This window comes from Candidatus Methylacidiphilum fumarolicum (genome assembly GCF_949774925.1).
Classification (GTDB): Bacteria; Verrucomicrobiota; Verrucomicrobiia; order Methylacidiphilales; family Methylacidiphilaceae; genus Methylacidiphilum; species Methylacidiphilum fumarolicum.
Map to the genome: position 1 here is coordinate 289,951 of NZ_OX458932.1, position 16,933 is coordinate 306,883.

Sequence of the window (16,933 nt, forward strand, 5' to 3'; positions counted from 1 at the left end):
CTGTTCCGGGGCAGGCGATTCTGGGCACCAGAATCATGTTGGTTGTAATGGACACGACGATGTGCAGGGTACAGCCAGCTCCCTCGGAGACCCGAAGCGGCTTGGGCATTCCCGAGTCATCCCGGTATAAACCCAAGACGAAAAAAACGAATTTGATTCAGGCGTAAGCAGAACCCGAGTATGTTTTTAGGAATAGAAACCGTTTACTGGGAAAACAGTAGACTAGAGCTGAGGGAAACAGTAGACTAGAGCTGGGCTGTTTCTATGAAAAATCGATAAAAGGGAGCTTTTGTGTTTAAAGCATGGGATTCCTTTTTAAAAGGACTAAGGACGAATCGATCTATTAAAACGACTTTTATTGAAAAACCAAAGACAACGGAAAAACCAGATGCCATCCCTTTCCCCGATGAGCCGCAGAAGAGCCATTTTTGCTTGGATTCACCAATGCCAATGGACCGGTTGATTATAAACAGCCCTGTTCTTGAAATTGACGGATGGTTTTTTGATTCTTTTGGAGAGCCTGCCCAATCGATTTGGATAGAAAAAGATGGGGTAAGTTACCCCGTGGAACCGGTGAGGAGAGAAGACGTCAAGAAGACTTACTCTTTTCTTGTGGATTTGTGGTGTGGGTTTAGAGCCAGGCTTCCATTATCCCTTGAATTTGAAAAAATAGAAATACTGGCCTTGCATCGTAGTGGGAGAAAAGAAGTACTCTTTTCTTTTCAAGCGAAATGGAGTGGTCTTGTACAAGAGGCAGATAGCCAAGTTCGATTTGGTATTGACCAGCCGATAGCTGAGCGGATCGTAACGGATGGATATTGGATGGAGATTAGTGGATGGTGTTTTGACCAGAGTGGGAAAGCGGCCCAGGCGGTATGGTTAAGGTCATCTCAACAGCAGATTCGAGCGGAAAGAAGAATCCGGCCGGATGTTAAAAAAGATTATCCCAAGCTTCAGGATCTTGGCTGCGGGTTTTTCCTTTTTTTGCCGTTGACGGAAGAGGAACAACAATACAGCCTTGAAGCCGAGTTTTTGGATGGAACGATTTATCCTTTGAAGACATTTTCTGCAAGACGGTTCAATCGAAAAGAAAAAGAAGAGCAGTATGCCCAGTGGCTTTTAGAAGAATCAAAATTCAAAGAACAGGATTATCTAGCGACGATTCTAAAGGATACCCAGTTTGCTGTGCAGCCTTTTTTTTCGATCCTCGTTTTTTATGATCAACGTTGGAAAGAGGAAGATATCTACCGAGTGCTCTCAAGCTGTTTTTCTCAGTTCTATTCGCATTGGGAACTCTGGCTTTGTCCCTATGGCGCTGGACCTGTCTTTTCTGTTCAATCTTTTGGATACCGTTGGCCAGGAGCCAAACAAAAGATTCATTTTCTTGAAAAAACCGCTACGAAAGCTGAAGCCTTGAATTGTGTTTTAACCTTAGTTCAAGGAGATTATGTTGTGTTGATAGATCCTTCGGTCCTAATTAGTAAAGAAGCTTTGTTTGTGTTTGGTGTAACAATCAATTGGCATCCTGATCTATTAATGGCTTTTTCTGATGAAGATTCGATGGATGAGTCTGGGAGACGCTCGGATCCTATCTTTAAGCCAGGCTGGAATCCAGAGCTTCTTCGTTCGAATAATTATATTGGACTGGCAGCGATTTATAATAAGAAAGCGGTTTTGGATCGGCTAAGAATTGCGCCTTTACTGGATGGGCAAGAAGAGTGGGACCTAGCTTTAAGAATTGGAAGTTTTGACTGCGACAAAAACGGGGTAGTGCATGTTCCTCGCATTCTTTTCCATCGCTTCTGTTCAAAGCAAGCAGTCGGTCGGAACAACAGGGAAGATAAAGAGCGGTTAGTGTTGGAAACCGATTGTCGTCTTAGAGGAAAGGATGAAGTAACAATCAAAAAAACAGAAGAAGGATGGCATCTTCGTTATTCTATTGGTTCGTTATCTCCTTTGGTCAGCATTATTATCCCGACACGGCTTCCTTTGCCTTATGTAAAGACATGCATCGAGAGTATCCTTTCGAAGTCGACTTATCGGAAGTTTGAAATCTTGCTGGTGATTAACGGATACGGTTCTTTGGATCAAGAACAAAAGGCTTTTTTATCCGAATATTGTAGCTTAAAGCCACTCCGTTTGTTGTGGTATGATGAGCCTTTTAATTATGCTGCGATCAACAATTGGGCCGCCAAAGAAGTAAATGGTGAGCTTTTGGCCTTTCTGAACGATGACGTGGAAGTTATTAGTCCAGATTGGATAGAAGAGATGGCTGGACATGCCTTGAGGAAAGAAGTGGGAATTGTGGGAGCAAAACTTTACTATCCGAATCTGACGATACAGAGTGATGGAATGATCCTTTGGAAAGATTACCGAAGATTCCATGGCATGAGCCGAGAATTGGCAGGGTATCTAGGCTTAGCAAAACTTTGCCAAAACTTGACTGGGGTGATTACAGCCTGTGCGCTTATGCGCAGAGAATTATTCGAACAGGTGCATGGGTTTGACGAAGAATTTGCCTACAATTGGAACGACTTGGATCTTTGTTTGCGGTTAAAAGAAAGAGGATACTGGACGGTGTGGACGCCTTTTGCTGAGCTAATTCATTATTGTTCGGTTTCCGTTGGTCAAGAATCAATCGACAAACAGCAGCAGTGGGAGAAGGAAAAAGAATTGTTCGAAAAAAAATGGAAAGAAAAATTTCCATCCGATTCTTTTTATAACCCGAACCTGAGTGATTCGCCCCCTTTTTATAGGCTTGGGACTACTCCTTGGGATATAAAGGTTTGGGAGAAGAAAAAGAATGGATAAGCTTTGTTTAAAGAAAAAAAACGTTTCTATTCTTTGGAGGCCAGAAAATGGATTAAGGATATGGCTGAAGAGCAGCAAATGGACGGCGAAAAGTGGATTCAGTCTTTGATTAGCAAAGTCCACGAGCAGACTGAATGGATGAAGCTCCAACAGCAAGCTGCTGCCTTTGCTTCTTTGGCTTATGGCAGGCTTTGGATTCAAGCTCATCAGTCTTTTGAATTGGGAAGGCAATCTTTTGGGTTCCGATCGATTTTCTCAAAGAAAGAAAACCCACAGCTTTCTATAGCTTCTTGGATAGTTGTAGCCAAAGAAATTGCGAAATCCGCTCTTTTCGATCCCGCTTATTATCTCCAACAATACCCAGATGTGCGGCTCTCTGGGGTAGATCCACTGACTCATTTTGTTTTGTACGGTGCCAGGGAAAAACGCAATCCAAACCCTTTTTTTGACGTGGAATATTACTTAGAGCAAAACCCGGATGTGGCGGAGTCCAAAATCAATCCCCTCTATCATTTTATCTGCTATGGGTGGAAAGAAGGGCGAAAGCCCCATCCTCGGTTTGATCCAGCGTTTTATCTTAACCAATATAAGGATGTTGCTGAGGCGGCCATTAATCCTTTGTCGCATTATCTATTGTTTGGCCAGTTGGAAGGAAGAATTAGTTCTCCAGAGGAAGAGCCGGTGATTGATTCTCAGCAAAGAATTCTTCTTAACGGTTCTCTTGTAGAAATTGAAGATTGGTACCCTTATGGCTTTTCTCCAAGTCCAAGGTGGGGCTACGACAAGCCTGTTCATCCGATCCTTTATTCGATAATCAAAAGATCTGAGGATCATTACCGCTCTCTTTTAACTGACTGGGTTCAGTATGCTGAGGATTTGCTTTCCTTTCCTCTTCGTGACAGTGGTTCTGAATTAGATCCTTGTTGGGAAAATAGTTCTTTCCCACCTTTAGATGCGATCGCTCTTTTTGGGATAATCGCCACCACAAAACCCGCTTTGTTTTTGGAAATAGGTTCAGGCTTTACTACCCGGTGGGCGTATGGAGCTAAAGCGAGGTATTCCCCGCTGACGAAACTGGTGTCAATCGATCCTCACCCTAGGGTGAAAGTGGATACATTATGCCACCAGGCTTTCCGAAGGCCTCTTCATGAAGTCCCTTTAGATATTTTTGAGCAGTTGGAAGCAGGGGATATCCTTTTTATTGATGGGACTCACCGGATTCTGCAGGGTTCTGAGGCAACTATTTTCTTTCTGGAGATCTTGCCTATACTAAAGGCTGGAGTGATCATTCATCTTCATGATATTTTTCTACCTTTTGATTATCCACCGCACTGGCAGAAAAAATTTTATTCCGAACAGTATGTGCTTGGGTCGATCCTTTTGGTTGCCACCGAAAAATATAGAATTCTTTTCCCAAGCTTTTATGTGAGTCAGCATCAGGAGCTTTTAAAGATTTTGGACCCACTTTGGACAAATCCCAAGCTTCAGAGTCTAAAGCCAAAAGGGGGTTCTTTCTGGTTTGTTAAGAATTAAAAGGGATGCTAAAGAGGATTTGAAAAAAAGAAAATTGTTTCTATCGGTCCAGCTTTTTGGATAAGTGATGAAGAACAGGAGGGATTATTGTTTTGCCGTGGAAAAACCAGCTTTTCCTTTTCTTTTTCTAAAAGGAAGAAACATAAAAATCGAAGGCTGGTTTTTAGGGCCTAATGGACAGAAGGCTAAAAAAATTTGGGTTCAGCTCAAAAACCATATTTATATAGCCAATTGCACGAGACGGGAAGATGTAAGAGAAAAGTTTTTGCAGTCGGGAAAGAAAGTCGATTCGAATTGTGGGTTTGAGGTGGAGATCGAGTTAAGCAGAGGGATGAAAAACCTCGTTCTTTCGGCAGATATAGGCTCAGGCAAAAGGATCGACATAGCCAGGTTCGTGGTATTTGTAAGCAGAAAAGCCAAAGAGTGTGAATCAAAAAAAATGGATAATAATCTAGAGCCAATCGAAGATTGGTATCCTTATGGAGCAACATTGGAATCCAGGTGGGGTTACAGCAAAGAGCCCCATTCGATCCTGTCGAATATCCTGGAATCGGGCTATGAAACCTATCAAAAGTTCTTGCTCGATTGCAAAACTTATCTGCCTGATTTGCTTTCAATCGAAACAACTCCTAGGACCCAAACGGATCCTTTCTGGATGAACGGATGGTTCGATAGCCTGGATGCCTTAGCGTTATATGGAATGGTGGCTTTAAAAAAACCAAACGTTTTTTTGGAGATCGGTTCTGGGCATTCAACTCGGTTTGCTTATCTGGCGAAGAAAAGATGTTCGCAGTCAACAAAAATTGTTTCCATAGATCCAGCTCCCAGGTCTGAAATTGACCAGTTGTGTGATGAAGTCTATCCTCTTCCCTTACAGCAAATGGGCCTGTTGATGTTTGAGCAGTTGGAAGCAGGCGACATCCTTTTTTTTGATGGTTCTCATAGGCTCTTGCAAGCTTCCGATGTAACTGTATTTTTCCTCGAAGTCTTGCCCATCATCAAGCCTGGAGTTATCATCCACCTCCATGACATATTCCTTCCCTTTGACTATCCCCCTCAATGGGCAAAAAGGTTTTATTCAGAAGCATACGTCTTAGCTGTGCTCTTTGCTTTTGCTGCCGAGAAGTTTGAGATTCTTTTCCCATCGGCTTTCGTAGCAACCAAGCCCGAACTAACGACTATTTTTAATGAACTTTGGCAGAAGTATGGATCGAATGGATTAAAACCGCATGGTGGATCTTTTTGGTTTATGAAAAAGATCTAATGAAACATTACTTAGCTTTTTAGCTATCAAGGTTGGTAAGTGGTTCGCAGAACGGCTAATATAGTAGCAAAAATGTTAGAGGAGCTACTTATATAAAAGAGAATTTTATTGACGGGACGGTTTGCAGAGTTATTAGATACAGTCATTTTAATCAGTTTAATTTGGATGTCTCCAATTGGTAAAATTTGTTTTTCTCTTGAAGAGCCTAAAAAGAGGTTATTTTTTTCGAAAGAAAGAAAAATTTGTTTTCGAGGCTATTTTTTCGATTCATTTGGAAGGAAAGCCAAGCAGGTTATTCTCCAATACAAAAATGAAAGGATATTAGCTGGTTCGCAGCATAGGGAAGATATCCAAAGGTGGTATGCCAAATCGAATATCCAGATTGAAAAAGAAGTCGGCTTTGAAGGCTGGATCGAATTAAGCCGCGGATTAAAAGAAATCGACATCTTAGCTGAACTCTCTGGCGGCCGAACCCTCCGGCTAGCTCGCTATTATAGCTTCGTTTATGGAGCAGCAACACCCCACTCAAAGATTGAGCAACAAGCAAATCCGGTTTGCCTTCCGTCCGCATACTTTTGTCTTGATGCCCCTCAAGCTGAAGAGCTGATAATAACAGAAGATATTTTTCTTGAAGTTAGGGGTTGGGTTTTTGATACAGAAGGCAATCCTCCAAGTTCTGTAATAGTAAAAAACCCAGCGCGAGTGTTCCCCTGCAAAGCAATCGCTCGCAGCGATGTGAAAGCGGAGCATCCAATTTTAAAAGATATCTGGTGTGGCTTTTTGGGCAGGATGCCCTTAGATGAAAATCTCTTTGAATACATTGTGGAAGCAGAGTTTCCCAGTGGAAAGAAGCTTGAGATTGGCAAGTTTTCTGCCCGTTCTTTCAATAGAGAAGAAAGAGAGAAATGGAATCAGGATCGCTACAAGGAGTGGTTTGTCCAGTATGGTCAGTTTGTGGGCAGAGAAGAGGAGCTATTGAGGCGGCGGATTAAGGGGTTTGCCTACAAGCCAATCTTTTCGGTTGTGATGGTGGTGGGGTTAGGGGATAGGCTAGAGGGAGTGTTAGCGACAGTACGGTCCGTAGTAGGGCAGTGGTATGAGCAGTGGGAACTGCTTTTGGTGTTGTATGGGGGTAGGAAACTGACCGTAGAGGAGCTTAGGGGTGTGGGAGGAGAAGGTAAGCTAAGGGTAATAGAGGTGAACTCTTCAGAGAAGGGGAAGGCAAAGGAGGTGGGGGTAAGGGAGGCATGTGGGGAGTACTGCCTGCTATTGGACAGTGGGGAAGAGCTAGTGGCGCATGCGTTGTATGTATTTGTGGAGGCGCTTCAGGAGGATAAGAGGTTGGATTTACTTTTTGGGGATGAGGACCAGCTGAGTGATGGGGGAGAGGTGCACAGTCCGGTATTCAAGCCTGGGTTTAATTATGATTTATTGAGATCGGTGAACTATTTAGGAAGGCCGGTGGTTTTTAGGAAGCAGAAGGCGATGGAGGTGGGAGGGTTTGACGAGGGGCTAGAGGGGGCAGAGGAGTGGGATCTTTATTTAAGGATGACGACTGACAGGGTGGATGGGCATGGGGTCTGTCATCTGCCTTATGTGCTGTGTCATCGGGGAGGGGAGGCGGTGGCTAGAGGGGGTGTGGTGAAGGAGGAAGTGGAGCGGGAGGTGGTGTGGAGGGATTGTACGCGACGAGGGGTAGGAGTGGAAAGGATAGAGAGGCTTAAGGGAGGGTGGCGGATACGGTATGGGATAGGGGAGGCGAAGCCACTGGTGAGCATCGTGATGCCCTCGAAGTGTCAGCTTACTTATCTTAGGCCCTGTGTAGAGAGTATAATGAGCAAGACGAGCTATGACCGCTACGAGTTATTGTTAGTGGTGAATGAGAAGCGGCTGAGGAATGCGGAGGTGAGGCAGTATTTGGAGGGGTTGAGTGGGGGGGAGGGGAAGGTGCGGCTGGTGGTGTATCCGGATGAGCCATTTAACTATGCGAAGATTAACAATGCGGCGGTGAGGGAGGCGCGGGGGAGGTATTGGCGTTGTTGAATGATGATTTAGAAGTGATTACAGGGGATTGGCTTGAGGAGATGGTAGGGCATGCGATGCGGGCTGAGGTGGGGGCGGTAGGGGCGATGCTTTACTATCCGGATGGGACGATACAGCATGCTGGGGTGATATTAGCGGAGCGGGGGATTCCGGATCATAGGCTTAGGAATGTGAGGAAGGAGGAGGCAGCGGAGGGGGGCTATCTTTGGTATGAGCAGAATTTGAGTGCGGTGACGGCGGCCTGTGTGGTGATGAGGAAGGCCTGTTTTATGGAGGTGGGGGGCTTTGATGAGAGTTATGCGATAGATTTAAACGATATAGACTTATGTTTACGATTGAGGCAGAGGGGCTATTTGATAGTGTGGACGCCTTTTGCTGAGTTTTATCATTACGAGTCGGTCTCGAAGATGGCGGACATAGCGGAGCAGTATGCGCTGTGGTCGGAAGAAAATTCGAAGTTTATAAAGAAATGGCTGCCTGTTTTCCCGCTGGATCCTTATTACAACCCTAATTTGTCTTTTAAGCCGCCCTACTATAAACTCTCTTTCCCACCAAGGGTTAAACCTCTTATTCGTTGATTATAATAGTCATTAAGGTTCTACTTAGGATTGAATGCTTTATACCAATCCTTTCCCATTAATTCATTACTTGGAATAGGCTCACAATGTAAATAGGCTTACAATGTACTGCATTTGAAGATGATTTGGAAAAATCAACTGCCACTTAATAGCAGGATTGCAGGCAGGAATAACCCTTAGCTTTCCAGATCAAAAAATTAGACAAAAGATTTTTTTTCGTTTTTTATTTTTAACTTAGAGCGGATAGCATTTATTCTTAAGCATTATAAACAGTCAATTTTGTTCTTATTATTGACTCATTATTTATAATTTCTTCCAAATGATTCGGAATCGATGAACCAAAACCGAAGCTGTTTCTTTTCGATCGAATCCCCAAAGCATCGATTTCTTGTCTTAGGAGAAAGAAAAATCTGCTTTAGCGGCTATTTTTTTGATTGCTATGGCAGAAAAGCTAATCAGATCCTTATTAAGTGGGATGATAAACAGGTTATTGTAAATAGGTTAGACAGAGAGGATGTCCAAAGACTTTATGCTCAAAAAGGGATTGCGGTAGAAAAGGCGGTGGGTTTTGAAAGCTGCATTGAATTAAGCCGTGGCTTAAAAGAAGTTGACGTGATTGCAGAACTCTCTTGTGGAGAGAAGATAAAGCTAAAGAAATTTTTTTTCTATATTTGGTCAAAGAAGTATTGCTTAGATCCGCTCTATGATAATCAGCAGCAATTAGTTGGATATTATAATATTGAGAAGCCTCTTGAAAAAGAAGTCGTTTCAACCCAGCACTATCTCGAAGTGAGTGGTTCTGTCGTAGACAAGGATGGGTATCCACCTCGATTAGTCCAGATTAAAACATCTACTAGAAAATATCCTTGCCAGCAGATTTGCCGAAAAGGGATTCAGAAAGATTACCCGTTTATCAAAGATAATCGTTGTGGGTTTGCAGGCTACGCTTTTTTAGAAGAACTACCAAAGCAATACAGCATAGAAGTAGAGTTTCTATCTGGACAAGTGGCTGAATTAGCAACGTTCTTTGCAAGTCTAAAAGTTCAGGAGGACAGAAGAGAAAAAGAACTCTATAAAAAATGGTTCAGCAGCTACGGTCAGTTTGTGGGCAGAGAAGAGGAGCTATTGAGGCGGCGGCTTAAGGGGTTTGCCTACAAGCCAATCTTTTCGGTTGTGATGGTGGTGGGGTTAGGGGATAGGCTAGAGGGAGTGTTAGCGACAGTACGGTCCGTAGTGGGGCAGTGGTATGAGCAGTGGGAACTGCTTTTGGTGTTGTATGGGGGTAGGAAACTGGCCGTAGAGGAGCTTAGGGGTGTAGGAGGAGAGGGTAAGCTAAAGGTAATAGAGGTGGACTCTTCAGAGAAGGTGAAGGCAAAGGAGGTGGGGGTAAGGGAGGCATGTGGGGAGTACTGCCTGCTATTGGACAGTGGGGAAGAGCTAGTGGCGCATGCGTTGTATGTGTTTGTGGAAGCGCTTCAGGGGGATAAGGGGTTGGATTTACTTTTTGGGGATGAGGACCAGCTGAGTGATGGGGGGCAGGGGTACAGTCCGGTATTCAAGCCTGGGTTTAATTATGATTTATTGAGATCGGTGAACTATTTAGGGCGGCCTGTGGTCTTTAGGAAGCAGAAGGCGATGGAGGTGGGAGGGTTTGACGAGGGGGTAGAGGGGGCAGAGGAGTGGGATCTTTATTTAAGGATGACGGCTGGCAGGGTGGATGGGCATGGGGTTTGTCATCTACCTTATGTGCTGTGTCATCGGGGAGGGGAGGCGGTGGCTGGAGGGGGGGTGGTGAAGGAGGAAGTGGAGCGGGAGGTGGTGTGGAGGGATTGTACGCGACGAGGGGTAGGAGTGGAAAGGATAGAGAGGCTTAAGGGAGGGTGGCGGATACGGTATGGGATAGGGGAGACGAAGCCACTGGTGAGCATCGTGATGCCCTCGAAGTGTCAGCTTACTTATCTTAGGCCGTGTGTAGAGAGTATAATGAGCAAGACGAGCTATGACCGCTACGAGTTATTGTTAGTGGTGAATGAGAAGCGGCTGAGGAATGCGGAGGTGAGGCAGTATTTGGAGGGGTTGAGTGGGGGGGAGGGGAAGGTGCGGCTGGTGGTGTATCCGGATGAACCATTTAACTATGCGAAGATTAACAATGCGGCGGTGAGGGAGGCGCGGGGGGAGGTATTGGCGTTGTTGAATGATGATTTAGAAGTGATTACAGGGGATTGGCTTGAGGAGATGGTAGGGCATGCGATGCGGGCTGAGGTGGGGGCGGTGGGGGCGATGCTTTACTATCCGGATGGGACGATACAGCATGCTGGGGTGATATTAGCGGAGCGGGGGATTCCGGATCATAGGCTTAGGAATGTGAGGAAGGAGGAGGCAGCGGAGGGGGGCTATCTTTGGTATGAGCAGAATTTGAGTGCGGTGACGGCGGCCTGTGTGGTGATGAGGAAGGCCTGTTTTATGGAGGTGGGGGGCTTTGATGAGAGTTATGCGATAGATTTAAACGATATAGACTTATGTTTACGATTGAGGCAGAGGGGCTATTTGATAGTGTGGACGCCTTTTGCTGAGTTTTATCATTACGAGTCGGTCTCGAAGATGGCGGACATAGCGGAGCAGTATGGATTGTGGTCGGAAGAAAACTCGAAGTTTATAAAGAAATGGCTGCCTGTTTTCCCGCTGGATCCTTATTACAACCCTAATTTGTCTTTTAAGCCGCCCTACTATAAACTCTCTTTCCCACCAAGGGTAACGCTTCTGCCTGAGGATTGGGAAACAGAGAAGTAGGAATTGGACAGATGATAGGAACGAGTATGATGATGGGTTCGGTAAGCAAAGCACATAATGTGCATTACGTGATAGAAAATCCCAAAAGCGCGGTGTTGTTTCTAAAGGATAGGCTATTGTATGTTTCAGGCTGGTTTTTGGGACCGGAAGGCAAAACGGCAAAAAAAATAATTGCCCAGAGCAAAAATAGCGTATTTGAAGCTGAAATAATTGAAAGACCGGATGTAGAGCAGCGGTATTCCTCGCGGGAAGTGTCAATACGAAGGGATTGCGGTTTTGAGATTTTCTGTGATCTGAGTCGAGGTGTCAAATATGTCGTCATTAAAGCTCAAGAAGATTCGGGGAAGTGGATTAAGCTTGGAAGTTTTATTGTTATTGTTCAAAAAACGGAAAGAAAAAAAACCATCGATTCCTATTATCAACATTGGCTAGAGCTTTTTGATTCGATTTCACCAAAAGACCAAGAAAAAATAAAAGCGAGGATTACAAAATTATCGATTCAACCACTCTTTTCGGTTTTAATGCCCGTTTATAATACGCCAGAAAAATATCTTATCGAATCGATTGAGTCGGTCAGAAATCAGATCTATCCGCACTGGGAGCTATGCATATCTGACGATGCTTCATCAGATCCAGCCATTCGGCGAATTTTGGAAGACTATCGGAGGAAAGATCCAAGAATCAAGGTAACGTTCCGAGAGACCAACGGTCATATGAGCGCAAATTCAAACAGTGCACTGGAACTAGCAGAAGGAGAATTCATTGTACTTCTAGACTCGGACGATCTTCTTGCACCACATGCCCTTTATATGGTTGTGGAAGAAATTAATCGATTCCCCGAAGTCTGTATCCTGTATAGTGATGAAGATAAAATTGATGAAAAGGGCAAGCGGTATAGTCCTTTTTTTAAACCTGATTGGAATCCAGATCTTTTCCGATCTCAAAATCTCATTAGTCATCTTGGCGTCTACCGAAGGGATGTGGTAAAGAAGGTTGGAGGGTTTCGAATTGGTTATGAAGGGGCGCAAGATTGGGATTTAGCGTTGCGGGTATGGGAGCAGGTCGGAGATAAAGCTATAAGACATATTCCTTATGTTTTGTATCATTGGCGTGCGGTATCGGGTTCAACAGCTTTGGACATCAACATAAAACCGTATGCTGCAAAATCGGCAAGGAATGCCATAGTGGATCATCTAGCACGAAAACAGATCAAGGCAATAGTTCTTCCGGCGGGGCCATATTTCGAGTATCATCGGATTCTTTACGATATTCCAAAACCGTATCCCAAAGTCAGTTTGATCATGCTTTCAGCCTTCAAACATTCCTTGGTAAAAGATTGCATTGAAAGTATTCTTTTTAAGACCGATTACAAAAATTTTGAGCTTTTAATTGTTGTAAATGGTCCTAATTGTACTCGTCCAGAGATCACAACCTATCTGGATCACCTGCAAAAGAGAGCGCAGCTTAGGGTATTGTATGACGACCAGAACGCTTTTAACTATTCGAAGCTGAACAATTGGGCTGCTGAACAGGTGGATTCGAATATCATTGGATTTATTAACGACGACTTAGAAGTTCTCCATCCCGATTGGCTAACTGAATTAGTGAGGCAGATCTGCCGGCCTGAGATAGCGGCTGTGGGGGCTAAACTCTTTTATCCTCACGGTACGATCCAGCATGCTGGGGTAGTGTTGCTCGTAGGAGGAGTGGCTACTCACAGATTTTCTGGCTTTAGCAGAGAATATAGCGGATATTTTTCCAATGCCTTGCTCCAACAAAATATTGGCTGTGTGACTGCTGCCTGTATGTTGATCAAAAAAGAAGTCTTTGAAGAAGTAGGGAAGTTTGATGAAAATTTATCAATCGATTTTGGAGATGTGGATTTATGCTGCAAACTGATCAGTAAAGGCTATTGGATTAGCTGGACACCTTATGCCGAATTAATTCATCATGAGTCAAAATCTAGAGGCCGTCAAGCTAGCGAGCATTCCAAAAAAGAATGGATATATTGGCGGGAAAAATGGGGGAAAGTGATTAACGAGGATCCTTTTTATAATCCCTGCCTTTCTCTAGAATGTCCGTATGCTTTAGCCTTTCCTCCTAGAAGGAAGAATCCTTGGAATCAATAGTAACAAGTTCCACAAGAATAAAAATAATAGACTAGTAGTCTTAATCCTGATTTTTTTCCATAACGCAGAGATATTGGCCACATCGAGACCGATCGTTGTAGATCAGTTGCATCTCTAACATTTGGGCATATTCTTTAAATACCTCTGGAGTTAGGTAAAGATCCAATAAGAGTGCATCTTTTCCCTGTTCAATGGAGTTGACTCGCTCGATAAACATCTTTCTATGGTTGTCATCTAAAATGCTTAGATAGCTGCATAGAATTCTACCATCTTTTTTAAGCACTCGTTTAGCTTCTTTTAAGAAAATGAAACCTTCTTCTTCCAATAGATGGGTCAGGACAGAAAAGAACACGACTAGATCAACTGAATTGTCTGCTAAAGGGAATTTATACTGGTTATTAAACAAAAATTCCCAGCCTGGTCGATTACATCTATCTCTTGCGTATTCTAAAAGTTCGGGAACAATATCCATTCCTATATAATGCACCTGCTCAGCCAGTTCGGATCGAGCTAATGCGTAAGCTAATCTTCCCGATCCACATCCTACGTCGAGGATCATTTTGCCTTTTCTCAATTTGCCCCACTGGATGGCCAGATCTAATAGGATATTCCCCATTTCTATATATTCAAATTCACTTCCTACGGCTAAAGCCATTGCTCTTTGCCTGTCAAAGCTTTTTAGTAAATTGGCTATGTATTTTGGATAATCTATTCTAGTGTTCCAAATAAAATTGGGAACAGGATTTCTTCCTTCGAAAATCCCCCATTCAAGATAATGGACTAGAGGATTGACTCCGCTATTTGCTACATCTGGATTATTTTGTAAATACCAGCTTGTATGAAATAAAGGGCTCGGGTTTTTCCCCTCTTTCCATCCTATTTCCATATAGTGCTCGAAGGGAGTTTTCCCAGAATGAGTGACTTCCGGATAGTTTTTTAAGTAATAGTCTTTGTCGAAATAGCCAAAGCGGATTATTTTTTCTTCAATTAGGTTCATTCTATAAGGTTTCCCCTCGAAGCTCTAAAAATTCTAAAAAGCCATTTTACTTTAGAATGTTGGTAGGTGGTTTATAAAGAATTTTTTTTCTTCAAGTCTATAAACATGGCCATTTAATAGGCTCCATTTTAGGACCATGCTTCTCCTAAGCTACATAGCAAAATAGAGTCAAAAATTAAGCAATTCATTGTTATCTCTGCGAGGCAACCTGTATGTATTTTGTACAAAGTCTCCTTTACGATGCGATTTTTTTTAACTCCTCCTTTAATTTTTCTTTGCCTGTGTTATTTTTCTTTTTCCAATTCGCTCCTCCAAGCTCAACAAGCTTCCTCTCTTTCCGAAGCTGTAGAAACCCTTCCTGAAGTGACAGTCATAGCTTCTCCAGAACAACCTTCCTCCCTTCCCAAAGCTTCTACTACCGCACCTGTCTATGGACCAGATCTTTCCCTTATCGACATTCCTAGAGATGTGTTAGTGGTTTCTAAAGAACAGCTAAAAACGGTAATGCTACAATCGGTCAATGATCTAATGGCCTTTAGCCCTTCAGTTAACCCCACTCAGGCTACAGGCAATGTGGTGAGCGAACCGGTGGTCAGAGGCCTGCCTGCGACAGCGTTTCGAAATGGAATGCTTGTTGGCTTTTCAAGCGGAGGCAATTGGGGCCCTCTTCTGAATGTGAACGCTGATGATTCGATGGATTTAGTCACTGGTCCAGTCAGCCTGGTGTATGGGCCGCAAGAGTTTGCTGGAGGCTATCTCAATGAAGTGACCAAGCAGCCCTTTTTTGATCGGTTGCATGCGGATGCTTATTATACCATTGGAATGTATGGGAGCAATTTTTGGAATTTGGATGTAGGAGGGCCAATCAAGAACGATAAACTGGCTTACCGGTTAGATTATTTCGGGCAGGAAGGCTATGGACCGTTTAACTATTATAACGGCTCTTACTTAAACCGCCAATGCGGGTATTTGGCATTAAGCTGGAAACCCATGGAATCCGTCCGTATCGATTGGAATGGGGAAATAGACTGGAATAGCTTTTTGCCTTATGCAGGAATCAACAGGCCAACTCAATCCCTTATAGATTCTGGTTTGTATCAGAGCGGATCCTGGATCGGTTATTATACTCCTCCGGTTGGCCCTTCGGCTCCATTCGGTCAATTTCATCCGGGCAGAGGCACCCCGCCTCCAGGCTTTGGTTATGCCATCGACTGGGGGCCATTGGTTCCAATCAGTAGCCGGACTAATCTTTTTGATACCCCTTTGGATTTTACCAAACAGCTTTATGCCGTAAGTCAGGCCATAACGAGGGTGCAGTTGACTGAAGATCTTTCTTTGGCAAACAACACCCTTTTTGAATTCTATCAGGCCAACTCTGCCCAACCGGTTCCGGATCCAACGTGGGTCGTTATGCCCTATGGATATAATGTAGAAGATCGGTTAGAACTGCTTTTTACCGAAGAACCATCGGGTAAGGTGTGTTGGCACAATGTGGACGTGGGATTGGCTTTTCGGTTTTTAACGGACTTGGAATATAGTGGAAGCTGGCATCCAACCAGTAATCAGGCCAACTTGCTCCAGCCATTAACCCAAGCGCAGGCTTCAGCGATCGTTCCCTATGCGCTGGCCATAAGCCCAGCTTATAACAATCCATTCCTTACCGATCTTCCCATACCAGGCTACCCGGGAGAATTTTTTAACGTAGATAATTTTGCTTCCACCCAGTGTAATTTTTATGAGATTTCTCCATTTTTACAGGACATCATTCACATAGGGGAAAAGTTTAATCTCTTTTTAGGTGGCAGGTTAGACGCTTATTTCGTTAATGCGCAACCACCATCTGGTACGCCTGCCGAACTTCTTTATCCCTTCACGTCCTATGAAGCTACGTCCATGAGTGCCTTGCTCCCTCAGCTTACCATCAGCCCTACCTATAGACCGTTTCCTTGGATGAACTGTTATGCGACTTATTATTTTGGTCAAACGACAGCTCAATCGATCTTTGGCAGCTTTGCTCCAGAATTTACTTCCACCTATTACCATCAGACGCAATCCCTTTATGAAGTAGGGACGAAGTTTAATCTGCTTCACGACACTCTCTTTTTAGGCTTATCAGCTTACGCGCAAACCGGGTTCATCCCTGCTTTTGTGTTGCCTGGAGGAACGACTCCTACGGTCTCCGCTACCGTAGAAGGCATTCAGCTTCAAGGAAATTATCAGCCGACTCGCCGGTTTTGGGCAAGTTTTGGATTCAATTATATGCAGGGCTACGAAAACTGGACGAACACGAATGGTGTCGGTCCGACAACTTTCACCCCTTATTCGGCATCAGTGGCAGCCCTGTATGGATTGCCGGTAAGCACGATCGTTTCTCTTGCTCCAGGAGTCTATCCTTTTATTGGTTTCCCCAAAGAATACGGCAATCTCATGGTCAGCTACAAATTTGATTGGGGTCTTGGAATTTCTCTCTGGGCTATTGCTCAAGGAGGACAATTCCTTTCATACGATTATTCGGTCCGTGCTCCCGCTTGGTATACGCTCAATGCCAGTATCTTTTATACTTTCTCTAACTGGGAAGTAGGAATCTGGTTCTACAATTTTACGAATAATCATTATTGGATTGCTGGGGCTCCTGGATTTACTCCAGCACGGACGGCAAATCTTGAATATGCAGCTTTTCAAATGCCTTTTTGGGTGCAGGCGATGATTCGTTATTCGTTTTGAATGAAAGAATCGAGTCGGGAGATGCTAAAAGACTGTTGCATTCCCTAAGTCCCCTTTGTATGGC

9 protein-coding genes are annotated in these 16,933 nt (G+C 44.0%); 8 read left to right on the forward strand and 1 reads right to left on the reverse strand.

The window, feature by feature from the left end:
• The first annotated feature begins 291 nt into the window (after positions 1 to 291).
• The 7 genes from QOL44_RS01290 to QOL44_RS01320 all read left to right on the forward strand — a co-directional run bounded on the left by QOL44_RS01290 (position 292) and on the right by QOL44_RS01320 (position 13,148).
• The gene (locus tag QOL44_RS01290) at positions 292 to 2,811 is read left to right on the forward strand and encodes a glycosyltransferase family 2 protein (RefSeq protein ID WP_009059614.1); all 2,520 of its coding nucleotides are present in this window, start codon (positions 292 to 294) and stop codon (positions 2,809 to 2,811) included.
• A gap of 60 nt (positions 2,812 to 2,871) precedes the next feature.
• Positions 2,872 to 4,344, forward strand: coding sequence for a class I SAM-dependent methyltransferase (locus QOL44_RS01295; RefSeq protein WP_009059615.1), 1,473 nt, complete (start codon positions 2,872 to 2,874; stop codon positions 4,342 to 4,344).
• Positions 4,345 to 4,411: 67 nt separating this feature from the next.
• Complete coding sequence (locus QOL44_RS01300) at positions 4,412 to 5,608, forward strand: class I SAM-dependent methyltransferase (protein ID WP_009059616.1); 1,197 nt, start codon at positions 4,412 to 4,414, stop codon at positions 5,606 to 5,608.
• A gap of 108 nt (positions 5,609 to 5,716) precedes the next feature.
• Positions 5,717 to 7,651, forward strand: coding sequence for a glycosyltransferase family 2 protein (locus tag QOL44_RS01305; RefSeq protein WP_052671922.1), 1,935 nt, complete (start codon positions 5,717 to 5,719; stop codon positions 7,649 to 7,651).
• Entirely contained in the window at positions 7,648 to 8,229 is a 582-nt protein-coding gene (locus QOL44_RS01310; RefSeq protein ID WP_283401191.1) for a glycosyltransferase family 2 protein, read from the forward strand. The genes QOL44_RS01305 and QOL44_RS01310 overlap by 4 nt, the downstream gene beginning before the upstream one ends.
• A gap of 333 nt (positions 8,230 to 8,562) precedes the next feature.
• Positions 8,563 to 11,019 carry a glycosyltransferase family 2 protein gene (locus QOL44_RS01315; protein WP_052671920.1) on the forward strand — a complete coding sequence of 819 codons (2,457 nt, stop codon included), beginning with the start codon at positions 8,563 to 8,565 and terminating at the stop codon, positions 11,017 to 11,019.
• 11 nt (positions 11,020 to 11,030) lie between these two features.
• Complete coding sequence (locus tag QOL44_RS01320) at positions 11,031 to 13,148, forward strand: glycosyltransferase family 2 protein (RefSeq protein ID WP_134373181.1); 2,118 nt, start codon at positions 11,031 to 11,033, stop codon at positions 13,146 to 13,148.
• A gap of 40 nt (positions 13,149 to 13,188) precedes the next feature.
• On the opposite strand, the gene QOL44_RS01325 is transcribed toward QOL44_RS01320, so the two are convergent.
• The gene (locus tag QOL44_RS01325) at positions 13,189 to 14,145 is read right to left on the reverse strand and encodes a class I SAM-dependent methyltransferase (RefSeq protein WP_009060507.1); all 957 of its coding nucleotides are present in this window, start codon (positions 14,143 to 14,145) and stop codon (positions 13,189 to 13,191) included.
• A 240-nt stretch (positions 14,146 to 14,385) separates the two neighbouring features.
• Here QOL44_RS01325 and QOL44_RS01330 point away from each other — a divergent pair, with 240 nt between their 5' ends.
• Positions 14,386 to 16,869 (forward strand): TonB-dependent receptor, encoded by a 2,484-nt coding sequence (locus QOL44_RS01330; protein WP_009060505.1) that lies wholly within the window; start codon positions 14,386 to 14,388, stop codon positions 16,867 to 16,869.
• Positions 16,870 to 16,933: the final 64 nt, after the last annotated feature.

Coding starts and splice junctions, on each gene's coding strand:
- QOL44_RS01295 (WP_009059615.1), top strand. CDS start 2,872: ATGGCTGAAGAGCAGCAAATGGACGGCGAAAAGTGGATTCAGTCTTTG.
- QOL44_RS01300 (WP_009059616.1), top strand. CDS start 4,412: ATGAAGAACAGGAGGGATTATTGTTTTGCCGTGGAAAAACCAGCTTTT.
- QOL44_RS01315 (WP_052671920.1), top strand. CDS start 8,563: ATGAACCAAAACCGAAGCTGTTTCTTTTCGATCGAATCCCCAAAGCAT.
- QOL44_RS01320 (WP_134373181.1), top strand. CDS start 11,031: ATGATAGGAACGAGTATGATGATGGGTTCGGTAAGCAAAGCACATAAT.
- QOL44_RS01325 (WP_009060507.1), bottom strand. CDS start 14,145: ATGAACCTAATTGAAGAAAAAATAATCCGCTTTGGCTATTTCGACAAA.
- QOL44_RS01330 (WP_009060505.1), top strand. CDS start 14,386: ATGCGATTTTTTTTAACTCCTCCTTTAATTTTTCTTTGCCTGTGTTAT.